This window comes from Stutzerimonas stutzeri, assembly GCF_038561965.1.
In the GTDB taxonomy this organism is placed as follows: domain Bacteria; phylum Pseudomonadota; class Gammaproteobacteria; order Pseudomonadales; family Pseudomonadaceae; genus Stutzerimonas; species Stutzerimonas stutzeri_AA.
Genome location: NZ_CP139348.1, coordinates 67,131 through 81,444, shown reverse-complemented (window position 1 = coordinate 81,444; position 14,314 = coordinate 67,131). Strand labels below are relative to the sequence as shown.

Annotated in this window: 11 protein-coding genes; 6 read left to right on the top strand and 5 right to left on the bottom strand. The window is 62.7% G+C overall.

Annotated elements, in window-relative coordinates:
* Positions 1-110: 110 nt before the first annotated feature.
* The 3 genes from SM130_RS00345 to SM130_RS00335 form a co-directional block, all read right to left on the bottom strand.
* Complete coding sequence (locus tag SM130_RS00345) at positions 111-1,469, bottom strand: aspartate aminotransferase family protein (RefSeq protein ID WP_102826894.1); 1,359 nt, start codon at positions 1,467-1,469, stop codon at positions 111-113.
* An 86-nt stretch (positions 1,470-1,555) separates the two neighbouring features.
* Positions 1,556-2,911: a glutamine synthetase family protein gene (locus SM130_RS00340; RefSeq protein WP_102826895.1), complete on the bottom strand. Its 1,356-nt coding sequence runs from the start codon at positions 2,909-2,911 to the stop codon at positions 1,556-1,558.
* A gap of 42 nt (positions 2,912-2,953) precedes the next feature.
* The gene (locus SM130_RS00335) at positions 2,954-3,700 is read right to left on the bottom strand and encodes a gamma-glutamyl-gamma-aminobutyrate hydrolase family protein (RefSeq protein WP_102826896.1); all 747 of its coding nucleotides are present in this window, start codon (positions 3,698-3,700) and stop codon (positions 2,954-2,956) included.
* A gap of 240 nt (positions 3,701-3,940) precedes the next feature.
* Here SM130_RS00335 and SM130_RS00330 point away from each other — a divergent pair, with 240 nt between their 5' ends.
* The 5 genes from SM130_RS00330 (at position 3,941) to SM130_RS00310 (ending at position 8,666) form a co-directional block, all read left to right on the top strand.
* The gene (locus SM130_RS00330) at positions 3,941-5,314 is read left to right on the top strand and encodes a glutamine synthetase family protein (protein ID WP_258006895.1); all 1,374 of its coding nucleotides are present in this window, start codon (positions 3,941-3,943) and stop codon (positions 5,312-5,314) included.
* Between the two features lie 68 nt (positions 5,315-5,382).
* A complete protein-coding gene (locus SM130_RS00325; protein ID WP_102826898.1) occupies positions 5,383-6,030 on the top strand; it encodes a TetR/AcrR family transcriptional regulator in 648 nt (215 codons plus the stop codon).
* A gap of 135 nt (positions 6,031-6,165) precedes the next feature.
* On the top strand, positions 6,166-7,047 hold the full coding sequence (gene aguB / locus SM130_RS00320) for an N-carbamoylputrescine amidase (protein WP_102826899.1): 882 nt from the start codon (positions 6,166-6,168) through the stop codon (positions 7,045-7,047).
* A 65-nt stretch (positions 7,048-7,112) separates the two neighbouring features.
* Entirely contained in the window at positions 7,113-8,219 is a 1,107-nt protein-coding gene (aguA, locus tag SM130_RS00315) for an agmatine deiminase (RefSeq protein ID WP_102826900.1), read from the top strand.
* Positions 8,220-8,261: 42 nt separating this feature from the next.
* Positions 8,262-8,666, top strand: a complete 405-nt coding sequence (locus tag SM130_RS00310; RefSeq protein WP_102826901.1) for a VOC family protein — start codon at positions 8,262-8,264, stop codon at positions 8,664-8,666.
* 40 nt (positions 8,667-8,706) lie between these two features.
* On the opposite strand, the gene SM130_RS00305 is transcribed toward SM130_RS00310, so the two are convergent.
* Entirely contained in the window at positions 8,707-9,705 is a 999-nt protein-coding gene (locus SM130_RS00305) for a GGDEF domain-containing protein (protein WP_102826902.1), read from the bottom strand.
* Between the two features lie 126 nt (positions 9,706-9,831).
* On the bottom strand, positions 9,832-11,022 hold the full coding sequence (gene desA, locus SM130_RS00300) for a delta-9 fatty acid desaturase DesA (protein ID WP_102826903.1): 1,191 nt from the start codon (positions 11,020-11,022) through the stop codon (positions 9,832-9,834).
* A 324-nt stretch (positions 11,023-11,346) separates the two neighbouring features.
* Between desA and SM130_RS00295 the strand changes: the two genes are divergently transcribed.
* Positions 11,347-14,307, top strand: coding sequence for a PAS domain S-box protein (locus SM130_RS00295; protein WP_102826904.1), 2,961 nt, complete (start codon positions 11,347-11,349; stop codon positions 14,305-14,307).
* Positions 14,308-14,314: the final 7 nt, after the last annotated feature.

The window sequence follows — 14,314 nt, the reverse complement described above, 5'->3', positions numbered from 1 at the left end:
CTCCAGCACGCGCGCAGTCTGGCAAGGTCAGGGGCTTTTTTTCAACAACCCGAACGCACGCAGCTGGCAATCGACAACCGTGGCCCAGCTAGCACCGGCTGCCGCGTCGCTCAACCCAGCACATCCTTGGCCGTTGCATCCAGGCACAGACGCACCTTGCCGATCAGCTCGTCGATCTGCTCCTCGCTGATAACCAGCGGCGGGGAGATGATCATGGTGTCGCCAACCGCCCGCATCACCAGGCCGTTACGGAAGCAATGCTCACGACACAGCATGCCGACGCCGGGGTCGGCAAAGCGCTCGCGGGTCTTCTTGTTCTTCACCAGCTCCAGCGCACCGAGCAGGCCAACGCCACGGGCTTCGCCCACCAGCGGATGCTCAATCAGCTCCTGCCAGCGAGACTGCAAATAGGGTGCCGTCTTGGTCTTCACCCGCTCGACGATCTTTTCCTCGCGCAGGATGCGGATGTTCTCCAGCGCCACCGCGGCGGCCACTGGATGCCCCGAGTAGGTGAAGCCGTGATAGAACTCGCCGCCCTCGTTGAGCGTCTGCACCACTTCGTCGCGTACCACCACGCCGCCCATGGGGATATAGCCCGAGGTCAGCCCCTTGGCGATCGGCATCAAATCCGGCTCGAGGCCGTAATAGTCGCTGCCGAACCACTCACCGGTACGGCCGAAGCCGCAGATGACTTCGTCGGCGATGAAGAGGATGTCGTAGCGCGCGAGAATTTCCTTGATCCGCGGCCAGTACGTTTCCGGCGGGATGATCACGCCGCCGGCGCCCTGGATCGGTTCGGCGATGAAGGCGGCGACCTTGTCCTCACCAACTTCGAGGATCTTCTGCTCCAGTTGGTCGGCAATGCGCACGCCGAACTCTTCCGGGCTCATGTCGCCGCCCTCGCCGAACCAGTAGGGCTGATCGATATGCTCGATGCCGGGGATCGGACCGTCACCCTGCTCGTGCATGGCTTTCATCCCACCCAGGCTGGCGCCGGCGATGGTCGAGCCGTGGTAGCCGTTCCAGCGGCCGATGACCACCTTCTTCGCCGGTTGGCCCTTGATCGCCCAGTAATGGCGCACCATGCGCAGCACGGTGTCGTTGGCTTCCGAGCCGGACCCGGTAAAGAACACGTGGTTCATGCCGGCCGGTGCGATGTCGGCAATCGCCTTGGCCAGCGCCACGGCCGGCGGGTGCGCAGTCTGGAAGAACAGGTTGTAGTAAGGCAGCTCGCGCATCTGCTTGGTCGCGGCCTCGACCAGCTCCTCGCGGCCATAGCCGAGGTTGACGCACCAGAGCCCGGCCATGGCGTCGAGGATCTTGTGCCCCTCGCTGTCCCACAGATAGACGCCGGACGCCTTGGTGATGATGCGCGTGCCCTTGGCATTCAGCGCTTTGTAGTCGGTAAACGGCGGCAGATGATGGTCGCGGCTCAGCGCTTGCCAGTGCAGGGTTTGCGAATCGCTCATCAGTCACCTCTCGATAAAGTACGTGCATGTTTGGCGAATGAGAAAAACGTCATCCGCCCTACGACCGGTTCCGGTGGAAGCGGCGCTTATACCGACAGCATCAGGAACTCCCGCTCCCAGGAACTGATCACCCGGTGGTAGTTCTCCTGCTCGGCGCGTTTGACCGCGACGTAGCCGGTGATGAATTTCGGGCTCAGGTATTTCTCCAGCTCGCGGCAGGTTTCCATCCGTTCCAGCGCCGCTTCCAGTGTCAGCGGCAGGCGCAGGTTGCGTCGTTCGTACCCGCGACCCTTGACCGGCTGGCTCGGTGGTAGCTGCTCGACCATGCCGATGTAGCCGCACAGCAGGCTGGCGGCGATGGCCAGGTAAGGATTGGCATCGGCGCCGGCCAGGCGGTTCTCAACGCGGCGGTTCTGCGGATCTGAATCCGGTACGCGCAGGCCCACGGTACGGTTTTCCTCGCCCCACTCGACGTTCACCGGTGCCGAGGTATCCGGCAGGAAGCGGCGGAACGAATTGACGTTCGGCGCGAACATCGGCAGCAGCTCGGGGATGTACTTCTGCAGGCCGCCGACGTGGTGCAGGAACAGCTGGCTCATGGAGCCGTCTTCGTTGGAGAAGATGTTGCGTCCGCTCTGGTCGATGACGCTCTGGTGCAGGTGCATTGCACTGCCCGGCTCGCCGGTCATCGGTTTGGCCATGAAGGTGGCGGCGACGTTGTGCTTGAGCGCCGCCTCGCGCATGGTGCGCTTGAACACCAGGATCTGATCGGCCAGGTGCAGCGCCTCGCCATGACGGAAGTTAATCTCCATCTGCGCGGTGCCTTCCTCGTGGATCAGCGTATCCAGATCCAGTCCCTGTGCCTCGCACCAGTCGTACATATCCTCGAACAGCGGGTCGAATTCGTTGGCCGCGTCGATGGAGAACGACTGGCGGCCGGTTTCCTGGCGACCGGAGCGGCCGATCGGCGGCTGGAACGGCAGGTCCGGATCTTCGCAGCGCTTGGTCAGGTAGAACTCCATTTCCGGCGCGACGATGGGCTGCCAGCCGCGGTCGGCGTACATCTTCAGTACGCGCTTCAGGATGTTGCGCGGTGACAGCTCGATGGGATTGCCCATCTTGTCGTACGTGTCGTGGATCACCTGGGCGGTGGGCTCGATGGCCCAGGGCACGAGAAAAACGGCATCCGGGTCGGGCCGGCAGAACATGTCGATGTCGGCCGGATCGAGCAGCTCGTAGTAGATGTCGTCCTCGACGTAGTCGCCGGTCACGGTCTGCAGCAGAACGCTTTCCGGCAGGCGCATGCCTTTCTCGCCGAGGAACTTGTTGGTTGGTGAAATCTTGCCGCGGGCGATCCCGGTCAGGTCGCTGATCAGGCATTCCACTTCGGTGATCTTGTGTTCTTTCAGCCAGCCGGTGAGCTGGTCGAGCTGGATACTCATGTTGACCTCGGGGTTGCTGGAAAGGGCCGCCTGGATCGGCCGTCAGCGTTGTCGGGCGCGGGCCTCGCAGGCTTCGGCGAAGCCCCGGAACAGCGCCAGATAATGCGGATGTTCGTGAACCTGCCACTCCGGGTGCCACTGCACACCGAGGGCAAAGCTGCGTGACTGCTTGACGGAAAACGCCTCGATCAGCCCGTCCGGTGCCAGCGCTTCGATGCGCAGACCGCCACCGAGCCGTTCGACACCCTGACCGTGTACGGAGTTGACCTGAATTTGCGCCGGCAGGCCCATTTTCTCGAGCAGGCCGCCAGGCTGGACATGCAATGCATGACTGAGGCCGTACTGCACCTCCAGTGGATCATCCTGACGCTCACGGTGATCCTGATAAGGTCCGGCCTCGTGAACCTTCTGGTGCAGCGTGCCGCCAAAGGCCACGTTCATTTCCTGAAAGCCCCGGCAGATGCCAAACACTGGAATACCCGCCTCGACAGCTGCACGAATAAGCGGCAGGGTGAGGTGATCACGCGAAGGATCATGATGCGTACCCGCCTCGCTCGCTGGGCCGCCATAATGAAGCGGCTCGACATTCGACGGCGAGCCGGTGAACAACAGGCCGTCGAAGCTTTCCAGCAGCGTCGTCGGGTCGATCAGCTCGTCCAGTGCCGGGATCACCAGCGGCACACCGGCGATCGCCGCGGCACGCAGGTACTTGTCACCAGCGATGTGGAATTTGTGGTGGCCGATCTGCTTGGTACAGGCCGAAACGCCGATCAGAGGCTTGCGCGACATGGGATACTCGTCGTTCGAATGAGGCATACCGGAGAGTAGTCTTGTTCATTTTTATAGACAATAGCCCGAGCATTAGCCCGTCGCAGGTTATCGTCAGCGCCTTCGATATGCCCCAAAAAAGGCCTGTTGTGGGCACTGATGGGGCGCTAGCGGGCTACTATTGACAGTGAACAGGCTTTTCGATTGACTCCCAGACAAGCATCTGATGATTGAAATTTTTAACAATTAAGGTAATTCATCATGGCCCCGCCGCGTGCCGTTCAGCTCAACGAAGCTAACGCATTTCTCAAGGAACATCCGGAGATCCAGTACGTCGATCTGCTGATCACCGACATGAATGGAGTAGTGCGCGGCAAGCGCATCGAGCGCGCCAGCCTGCACAAGGTCTACGAAAAGGGCATCAACCTACCCGCTTCGCTGTTCGCTCTGGACATCAATGGCATCACCGTTGAAAGCAGCGGGCTGGGCATGGATATCGGCGACTCCGACCGCACCTGCTTCCCGATCCCCAACACACTGTGCAAGGAACCCTGGCAGAAGCGCCCCACCGCGCAGCTGCTGATGACCATGCACGAGCGTGATGGCGACCCGTTCTTTGCCGACCCGCGCGAGGTGCTGCGCCAGGTGGTGAGCAAATTCGACGAGCTCGGCCTGACCATCTGCGCCGCCTTCGAACTCGAGTTCTATCTGATCGACCAGGAGAACATCAACGGCCGACCGCAGCCGCCGCGCTCGCCGATTTCCGGCAAGCGGCCGCATTCGACCCAGGTCTACCTGATCGATGATCTCGACGAATACGTCGACTGTCTGCAGGACATTCTCGAAGGCGCCAAGGAGCAAGGCATTCCGGCCGACGCCATCGTCAAGGAAAGCGCTCCGGCACAGTTCGAGGTCAACCTGCATCACGTTGCCGACCCGATCAAGGCGTGCGACTACGCAGTGCTGCTCAAGCGACTGATCAAGAACATCGCCTACGACCACGAGATGGACACCACCTTCATGGCCAAGCCCTATCCGGGCCAGGCCGGCAACGGGTTGCACGTGCACATCTCGCTGCTCGACAAGAATGGCAACAATATATTCGCCACCGACAATCCGCTGGAAAGCGAAACACTGCGGCATGCCATCGGCGGTTTGCAGGAGACCATGGCGGCGTCGATGGCCTTCCTCTGCCCCAACGTGAACTCCTACCGCCGCTTCGGCGCGCAGTTCTACGTGCCCAATGCGCCCTGCTGGGGCATGGACAACCGCACGGTGGCGCTGCGCGTGCCGACCGACAGCCCGGACGCGGTGCGTGTCGAGCATCGTGTCGCTGGCGCTGATGCCAACCCGTACTTGCTGCTGGCGGGCATCCTCGCCGGGGTGCATCACGGCCTGACCAACAAGATCGAGCCGGACGCGCCCATCGAGGGCAACTCCTACGAGCAGGTCGAACAGAGCCTGCCGACCAATCTGCGCGACGCACTGCGCGAGCTGGACGACAGCGAGATCATGGCGCGCTACATCAGTCCTGATTACATCGACATCTTCGTTGCCTGCAAGGAGAGCGAACTGGCCGAATTCGAGCACTCGATCTCCGATCTGGAATACAACTGGTATCTGCATACCGTCTAGCCGCCTGTCATGGCGAGGCGATAGCACGGCGGTTTGCATCCGCCGCCGTGCTGGCTTCAAATAGGCCGATGACCAAGCCCAGCCCAGCGACGCCCAGTCGCCGCCCGCGCGCCAGCAGCCAGACGCGCATTCGCCAGATCCTTGCCAGTGCCCGCGAACTGCTCGCCGAGCAGGGCGCCACGACGTTATCCGTATATGCCGTGGCCGAGCGCGCCGGCATTCCGCCTTCTTCCGTCTATCACTTCTTCTCAGGTGTGCCGGCGCTGCTCGCAGCACTGACGGCGGACGTCCACGCGACCTTCAGAGCCAGCCTCGAACAGCCCATCGATCATCAGAGCCTGACCAGCTGGCGCGACCTCTCACGACTGATCGAGCAGCGCATGCTGAGGGTCTACGAGCAGGACAGCGCCGCTCGCCAGCTGATCCTGGTGCAGCATGGCCTCGGCGAGGTGACGCAAGCCGACCAGCGCCTGGATCTCGAACTCGGTCAGGCGATGCAGACGGTGTTCGACCGCCACTTCGCCCTCCCGCCCCTGCCGCAGGACATTGATGTCTTTGCGCTGGCCCTGGAACTGGGCGACCGCGTCTATGCTCGATCCATACAGCTGTACGGCAGCCTGACGCCGCGCATGGCCGAGGAAGGCCTGCGAGTGTTCGACGCCTACCTGGGTCTGTATCTGCCGCCGTGCTTGCCGAAGCGGGCGCAGGCTGAGTAATAACCGATAAATATCGATAAACGGCCTAATCGAAACCGACCACATGCCAATCGAACACTATCAATCCGGATAAGTATCGAATAAATTTGCGCCTTCGATAACTGCCGCCCTTTCAACCGCAGCCGCGAGGTTTCCATGTCCCGAGTCGTTACCGTTGCCGCCACCCAGATGGCCTGTTCCTGGGATCGCCAGGCCAACATCGCCAATGCCGACAAGCTGGTGCGCGAGGCCGCCGCCAAGGGCGCGCAGATCATCCTTATTCAGGAGCTGTTCGAGACGCCCTACTTCTGCCAGAAGCCCAATGCCGAATACCTGCAGCTGGCCTCGTCGGTCGAGGAAAATCCGGCCATCCAGCATTTCCAAAAGGTCGCCGCCGAACTGCAGGTAGTGTTGCCGATCAGCTTCTTCGAGCTCGCCGGGCGTGCACGCTTCAACTCGATCGCCATCATCGATGCCGACGGCAAGCTGCTCGGCGTCTACCGCAAGAGCCACATTCCGGACGGCCCCGGGTATCACGAGAAGTACTACTTCAACCCGGGCGACACCGGCTTCAAGGTCTGGAATACCCGCTACGCCAAGATCGGCGTGGCCATCTGCTGGGATCAGTGGTTCCCCGAAACCGCGCGCAGCATGGCGCTGATGGGCGCGGAACTGTTGTTTTACCCGACCGCCATCGGCAGCGAGCCGCACGACCCGAACATCACGTCGCGCGACCACTGGCAGCGCGTGCAGCAGGGCCATGCCGGCGCCAACCTGATGCCGCTGATCGCCAGCAACCGCATCGGCCGCGAAGAGCAGGACGGCTACGACATCACCTTCTACGGCTCCTCGTTCATCGCCGACCAGTTCGGTGCCAAGGTCGAGGAAATGGATGAAACCAGCGAAGGCGTGCTGGTGCACCAGTTCGATCTCGACCAGCTCGAACACATCCGCAGCGCCTGGGGTGTGTTCCGTGATCGCCGGCCGAATCTCTACGGCTCGATCCGGACTCTGGACGGCTCGCAGCCGTCAGAGTGAGTCGCGCGCCCGCCGCTACGCACCACGGGAAAGGCCTGCCCTTTCCCGCTTCATGAGAGATACAGATGACCACGCTGACCACCACGCCACGTACCGATGGCTACTTTATGCCCGCCGAATGGGCGCCGCACAGCCAAGCCTGGATGGTCTGGCCGCAACGCCCGGACAACTGGCGTGACAACGGTGCGCCCGCGCAGGCTGCGTTCACCGCCGTAGCCAAAGCCATCGCGCGCTTCGAGCCGGTCACCGTCTGTGCCAGTGCCGAGCAATACATCACGGCACGAGCGGCATTGGATGATCCGCGAATCCGCGTAGTGGAGATAAGCACCGACGATGCCTGGGTGCGCGACACCGGACCGACTTTCGTCGTCGACGACAACGGCGGGCTGCGCGGTGTGGATTGGACATTCAACGCCTGGGGTGGTGAAGACGGCGGGCTCTATGCCGACTGGCAGCGCGACGACGAAGTGGCGCGCAAAATTCTCGAGATCGAATACTGCGATCGCTACCGCACCGAAGGCTTCGTGCTCGAAGGCGGCTCGATCCATGTCGACGGCGAAGGCACGCTGATCACCACCGAGGAATGCCTGCTCAATCGCAACCGCAACCCGCATCTGACCCGCGAGCAGATCGAGGCAGTGCTACGCGATCACCTGGCGGTCGACAGCATCATCTGGCTGCCCCACGGCCTGTTCAATGATGAAACCGACGGCCACGTCGACAACTTCTGCTGCTTCGTACGCCCCGGTGAAGTGCTGCTGGCCTGGACCGACGATGCGAACGACCCCAACTTCGAGCGCTGCCAGGCGGCCATGGCTGTGCTGCAGAGCGCCCGAGACGACAAGGGCCGCGCGCTGACAGTGCACAAGATGCCAATCCCCGGCCCGCTGCACGCAACCGCCGAGGAATGTGCTGGCGTCATCGCCCTGGATGGCAGCCAGCCGCGCGATCCGTCGGTCCGCCTGGCCGGCAGCTATGTGAATTTCCTCATCGTCAACGGCGGCATCATCGCACCAGCCTTCAGTGACCCGCTGGATGCCGAAGCCGAGCGAATTCTGGCGCAGGTGTTTCCGCAGCATCAGGTGGTGATGGTACCGGGTCGCGAGATTCTCCTCGGCGGCGGCAACATTCACTGCATCACCCAGCAGCAACCGGCGCCGCTGTTACGCTGACGCGACGAACTTGAGCCTGACCATCAGGCACGAGGAGGTTCGATGACGTTTCTGGTGAACCTGGATGTCGACGACCTGGAGCGGGCTGTCGACTTCTACCAGTCGGTGTTCGACCTTCGTGAAGGCCGCCGCCTCGGCAGCTTTGCGGTGGAGATGCTCGGTGGCCCGACACCGATCTATCTGCTACTCAAGGACGCGGGCAGTGCCGCGATCCCCGGTGGAACTCTGCAGCGCAACTACGGGCGGCACTGGACTCCACTGCATCTGGATTTCGTCGTCGAGGACATCGAAGCCGCCACGGCCAGGGCCATCGCTCATGGCGCGCATCTGGAACAGCCGATAGCGACTCAGGTCGGACACAAGCTGGCGCTGCTGGCCGACCCGTTCGGCCATGGCTTTTGCCTGCTGCAGTTCATCGGGCGGGGTTACGACGAACTGGCCGACTGAGCAGACCGGCCAGCGTCAGTTCGATCCGCTGAGCTGCGTCTCAGCCGACGATCACCTGGTTCTTGCCCAGGCGCTTGGCGGTGTACATCGCCGCATCGGCGCGGGCGAAAACGCTGCTCAGCTCGGGATCGCTGGCTTTCAAATAAGTCAGGCCCAGGCTGGCGGTGACACGGAAGCGCTCGCCATTTTCAGCGGTAAATACCACGCGTTCGATTTCGCGCTGCAAGCGCTCGGCAATCTGCTCGGCCAGGTCCGGCTGACAGCCCGTTAGCACGGCGGCGAATTCCTCACCGCCGATGCGCCCGAACAGATCGCTCTGGCGCAGCACCGAAGCGCCGCAGCGGGCCACTTTCTGCAGCACCTGATCACCCATCTGGTGCCCGTGGGTATCGTTGATGCGTTTGAAGTCATCGATGTCCAGCAGCAGGAATGCCAGCGACGAGGCGAACTGCCGGGCTCGCTCGAATTCGTTGCGGGCGCAATCGAAGAAGTGCCGGCGGTTGCTGCTCTGGGTCAGCACGTCGGTGGTCGCCAGGCGCTGCAGCTCGCCTTCGAGTTGTTTCTTCTCGGTGATGTCCTCGGCGATGCCGACGATGATCGGGCCCTGACCATGCTCGGCCTCGCGCCCGATGAAGCACTTGTCGCTCAGCCAGCGCAACTGCCCATCGCCACGGATGATGCGGTACTCGCGGGTCTCTACGGCGCCCTCGTCAAGCACGGCAAGCATGCTCTTCTGCGCATACTCCACGTCATCGGGATAGATCGAGTTGCGCCATTCGCCGTAGTCGGCCAGCAGCAAGGCCGGCGAGCGACCGAAGATGCGCTCGTATGCCGGGCTGACGTAGATCATCCGCTGCGCCTGCCAGTCGAACGCCCAGAGCACCGCGTTAACGCCGCCCAACAGGGTGCTGAACAGCTGCTCACGCTCACCCAGGCGGGCCGCTTCGGCACGCGCGTGCATCAGTGCCAGCAACGTCTGCGCGTCGCCGCCCGGAGGCATTCTCATTCCCGAATCACCCTGATTGCTCGCCAGCCGCATAGCCATTCTTCCTGAATCGACCGCCGCACATGCGGCGGTACTGCATAGATAAGAGTGCTGTTCAGAGAGTTGGCCAGGCGCAAAGTTCCGAGCGCCGCCACACCGGCAGGCTAAGCCGATCGAAGGTCAAGCCGAGGCGACGGGCGGCCTCAGGGAGTAGGTACGCAGGTGCTCGGCGAATTCACGCAGCGACTGGATGCCGCTGGCCTCGGCCTCGTGCACCCATTGTTTGATGGCGGCAAGCATGTCGTGGCCGTTGGAGCTGGTCCGGGTCCAGATCTGCTGCAGTGCCAGACGCTTCTCGTAGATCACCTTGAGTGCCTGGCTTTGCGCGAGCATGAGGTCGATATGCGCTTGCTGCTCCTGCTGCAACAGACTCGGTTCACGCGATAGCAGGCGCTTGGCACGGCGCAGCTGATGACGTACGGAGGCGTCGGCGCGGCTCAGTTCCTGGCGCACCAGCGGCACGATGACCAGCTTGCGGTACTGCGCCATGATCTGGAAACGGTTGTTGAGGATCGCCATCGCGCTGTCCATGTCCAGCTGCTGCTTGCCTTCGATGCGATGGGCGATGGGTGCGGTACGGTTGACCTTGGCCAGCCCGAGCAGGCTGAACAGGCGAATCCAGGCCCAACCCATATCGAACTCCCACTTGCGCACCGAGAGCTTGGCCGAGTTCGGATAGGTGTGGTGATTGTTGTGCAGCTCTTCACCACCGATGAGGATGCCCCAGGGCACGAGATTGGTCGCCGCATCGCGGCATTCGAAGTTCCGATAGCCGACCGCATGGCCAAGACCGTTGACCACGCCGGCGGCCCAGAACGGAATCCAGATCATCTGCACGGCCCAGATGCTGAGGCCGATGACGCCGAACAGCGCCAGGTCGATGAGCAGCATGAGCACGATGCCGCCATTGGGGAAACGCGAATAGAGGTTGCGCTCGACCCAGTCATCCGGGCAGTTCTTGCCGTAGATGCGCAAGGTCTCCTCGTTCTTCGCCTCTTCCATGTACAGCTCGGCGCCCTTGCGCACGACCGTGGCGAGGCCCTTGTGTACAGGGCTGTGCGGGTCGTCGGGGGTTTCGCACTTGGCGTGGTGCTTGCGGTGGATGGCGGTCCACTCGCGGGTGTTCATCGCCGTGGTCAGCCACAGCCAGAAACGGAAGAAGTGTTTGAGCGCCGGATGCAGCTCCAGCGAACGATGCGCCGAATAGCGATGCAGGTAGACCGTGACGCTGACGATAGTGACGTGAGTCAGCAGCAGCGTGGTCGCGATGAGTTGCCAGACCGAAAGGTCGAGTAAACCGGTGTGCCACATAGTTACGGGGTGCCTCGTGGATTAGGCGCGCCGACAACCTCGCCGGCGTTGGCCTGCTTGCCAGCCTAACATCACGTCGCAGCGAGTCTATAAAACAGCCTGACCGACCGTCTAAAAGCTGGTGCTTTTTTAGCCAGCTTCGGCTGCAATCGCCAGGCTGTTTCAGCATGCTCCGAGCGTGCTGATTACCCCCATTTCCAGCAAGACGCTATCAGCCGTGCTGGCATACGGCTATCATTGTTTCTTTTTCCGCCCCGGAAAGTTGCGTCTCATGCAAACGTTGTATGTCGAGCGCAGCACCTCGCGCTTCTGGCCGGCTTGCCGATGACCACCGCCGGCATTTCTACCGCCAGATGGATCTTCGCACTAGGCAGCCTGCTGCTCGCGCTGCTGTTCGGCAGCCTTGCGTTCAATGATTACAGCGCCCGAGATATCGCCTGGCATCTGGAAATCGAAACCCACGGCGAGCTGCAGAGCCTGGCGCTACAAAGCGCTCAGCTCAACCAGCGGCGTCAGGCGGATATGGTCGCTACGGCCTTGGCCGGCAATGCCGAGGTTTTGCGCCAGGTGCGTCGGATCGACACCAAGCTGCGTGATGGCATTGCGCTGGACGATGAGCGCGTGGAGCGCTCGCGCCAGCGCCTGCTCGCGGCACTGACCCCGGCCTGGAACTCGATGCAGCGCAACCAAGCGCTACAGCTGCAGATATTCTGGGGTAATGCCGGCATGGCGCTGCTGCGCATGCAACAGCCCGAGCATTTCGGCGACACGCTGGCCGAGCAGCGCCCGATGCTCGCGCGGGTGCTGCTCGATGACATCGCGCAATTGGGCCTGGAAGTCGACGCACTCGGCGCCAGCAGCCGCGCCATCATTCCGCTGCACGCCACCGACCGGCCGGGCAGTGAAGTGATTGGCGCGCTGGAAGTCGGTTACAACGTACTGCCGGAGCTGTCCGACCTGAGCAGTCAGCTGGCTGCCGGCCTGGCATTGATCGTCAATCGAGACGCGCTTCAGGCGGCCAACCTGCCGCCACCCAGCGGCGTTCAGCTGCATCGAGACAGCAACTGGCTGCTGATCGGCCATTCAGCGACGCAGGTTCTGCATTGGGCCGAGACCGGCATGCTGCCAGACCCGGAAAGCGGCACCGCCTCGCGTCTGCTCAGTGCCGCCGGGCGCAGCTACATGCTCAACCAGATCCCGCTGCACGATGAGCAGCAGGCCCAGCCAAAGCGTCCGCTGGCGGCAGCCCTGGTGTGGCGCGACATCAGTGCGATGGAAAACGAGCATCACCAGGCCGAGCGCCGCCTGCTGATCAAATGGAGCCTGGCCTGGCTGATCGCCGAAGCGCTGCTGCTGACATTGGCCTTCCTCCTGCAGCGACGCTTCAGCGTGCAACGGCAGCATCAGTTCGCCCAGCAGCAACAGAGCCGCCGCCAGCAACGCCTGTACGACCGCGCGCAGAAAATCGCCAGCCTGCTGCCCGGCGTGGTGTTCCAGCTCAAGCGCTTCGCCAATGGTCGCTACGCGTTCCTGTATGCCAGCGAGGGCGCGCGCGAACTCTATGGCATCGATCCTCAGCAGCTGCTGGATGAGCCCACTCACGCGCTCGCGCGCGTACACCCGCAGGACCTGACTCGCTTAAAGTTCGCGCTGCTGCGCCTGGCGGCGCGTCCCGGCACCGGCTCGGTCGAATTCCGAATCCAGCATCCGCAGCGCGGCCTGGTCTGGGCTGAAGGGCGTGCGACGGCCGAGCGGCTTTCCGACGGCACGGTGCTGTGGCATGGCTTCGTCACCGAAATCACCGAGCTGATGGAAGCCACCCGCGCACTGAAGAAAAGCGAAAGCCGTTATCGCGCCATGGTCAGCAATCTGCCCGGGGTGGTCTACCGCTGCCGCAACGATGGCCGTCGCCGCATGAGTTACCTCAGCGAGGGCATCGTGCGCCTGACAGGCTATCCGGCCAGCGACTTCGTCGGCGACCGCGTGCGCAGCTTCACCAGCCTCATCCACACCGAGGATCTGCCGCTGGCCTGCCACCGCCCCGAGCAGGACACCTTCGAAGGCATCTACCGGCTCACCAATGCCGAAGGACGCACGGTCTACGTGCGGGAAAAGGCCCGTGTAGTGCGCGAGCGCGACGACAGTGTCGGCTGGTGCGACGGCTTCATCTGGGACGTCACCGACCAGGCATTGGCCAAGGAAGAGATGCAGGAGCGCGAACGCTACCTGAGCATGCTGATCGACAACGTGATCGACGCCATCATCATCATCGATGAGCGCGGCATCATCGAAACCTTCAACCACGCCGCCGAACAGATCTTCGGTTACGGCAGTGACGAAGTGCTGGGTCGCAACCTCTCGATGTTGATGCCCGAGCCGGACCGTTCGGCCCATGACGGCTATCTGGACAACTATACGCAACGCGGCACTTCGCGCGCGCTGGAGCAGAACCGCGAACTGACCGCGCTGCGCCGCAACGGCGAAACCTTCACCATCGAGCTGCGCGTATCGCAGATCAGCCACCATGGTGAGCGCAAGTTCATCGGTCTGGTGCGCGACATCACCGAGCGCAAGCGCATCGAGCGGATGAAGAGTGAACTGGTATCGATCGTCAGCCACGAGCTGCGCACGCCGCTGACCTCGATCTCCGGTGCGCTCGGCCTGATCGTCGGTGGCGCGCTGGGCGAGCCTTCGCCGACGATGCTGCAGATGCTGACCATTGCCCACCACAACAGCCTGCGTCTGGGCCGCCTGGTAGACGATCTGCTGGATATGGACAAGCTGGTCGCCGGCAAGATGGCGCTGGATCTGCGCAGCCATTCGCTGGCGATGCAAATGCAACTGGCCGCGGGCGCGAACCAGGGCTATGCGGCCAAACACGGTATCCATCTGGAGCTGCTGCCGGTACCTGCGCTGCAGGTGATCGCAGACGACGACCGGTTGCAGCAGGTACTGGCGAATCTGATCTCCAATGCGGTCAAATTCTCACCCGAGGGCGGATCCGTCTCGCTCGGCGCGCAACAGCACGGCGCCTGGGTGCGCATCTGGGTGCGCGATCAAGGCCCGGGTATTGCAGCTGAGTTTCATGCACGGATTTTCCAGAAATTCTCCCAGGCCGATTCTTCGGATACCCGCCAGAAAGGTGGTACTGGGCTGGGGCTGGCGATCAGCAAGGAACTGATCGAATACATGAATGGCCGGATCGGCTTCGATTCGGAGCCCGGCCAGGGCGCCTGCTTCTGGTGCGAATTGCCACTCGCGCCGGCTGCGACCGAACTATCCTGATGCTTCC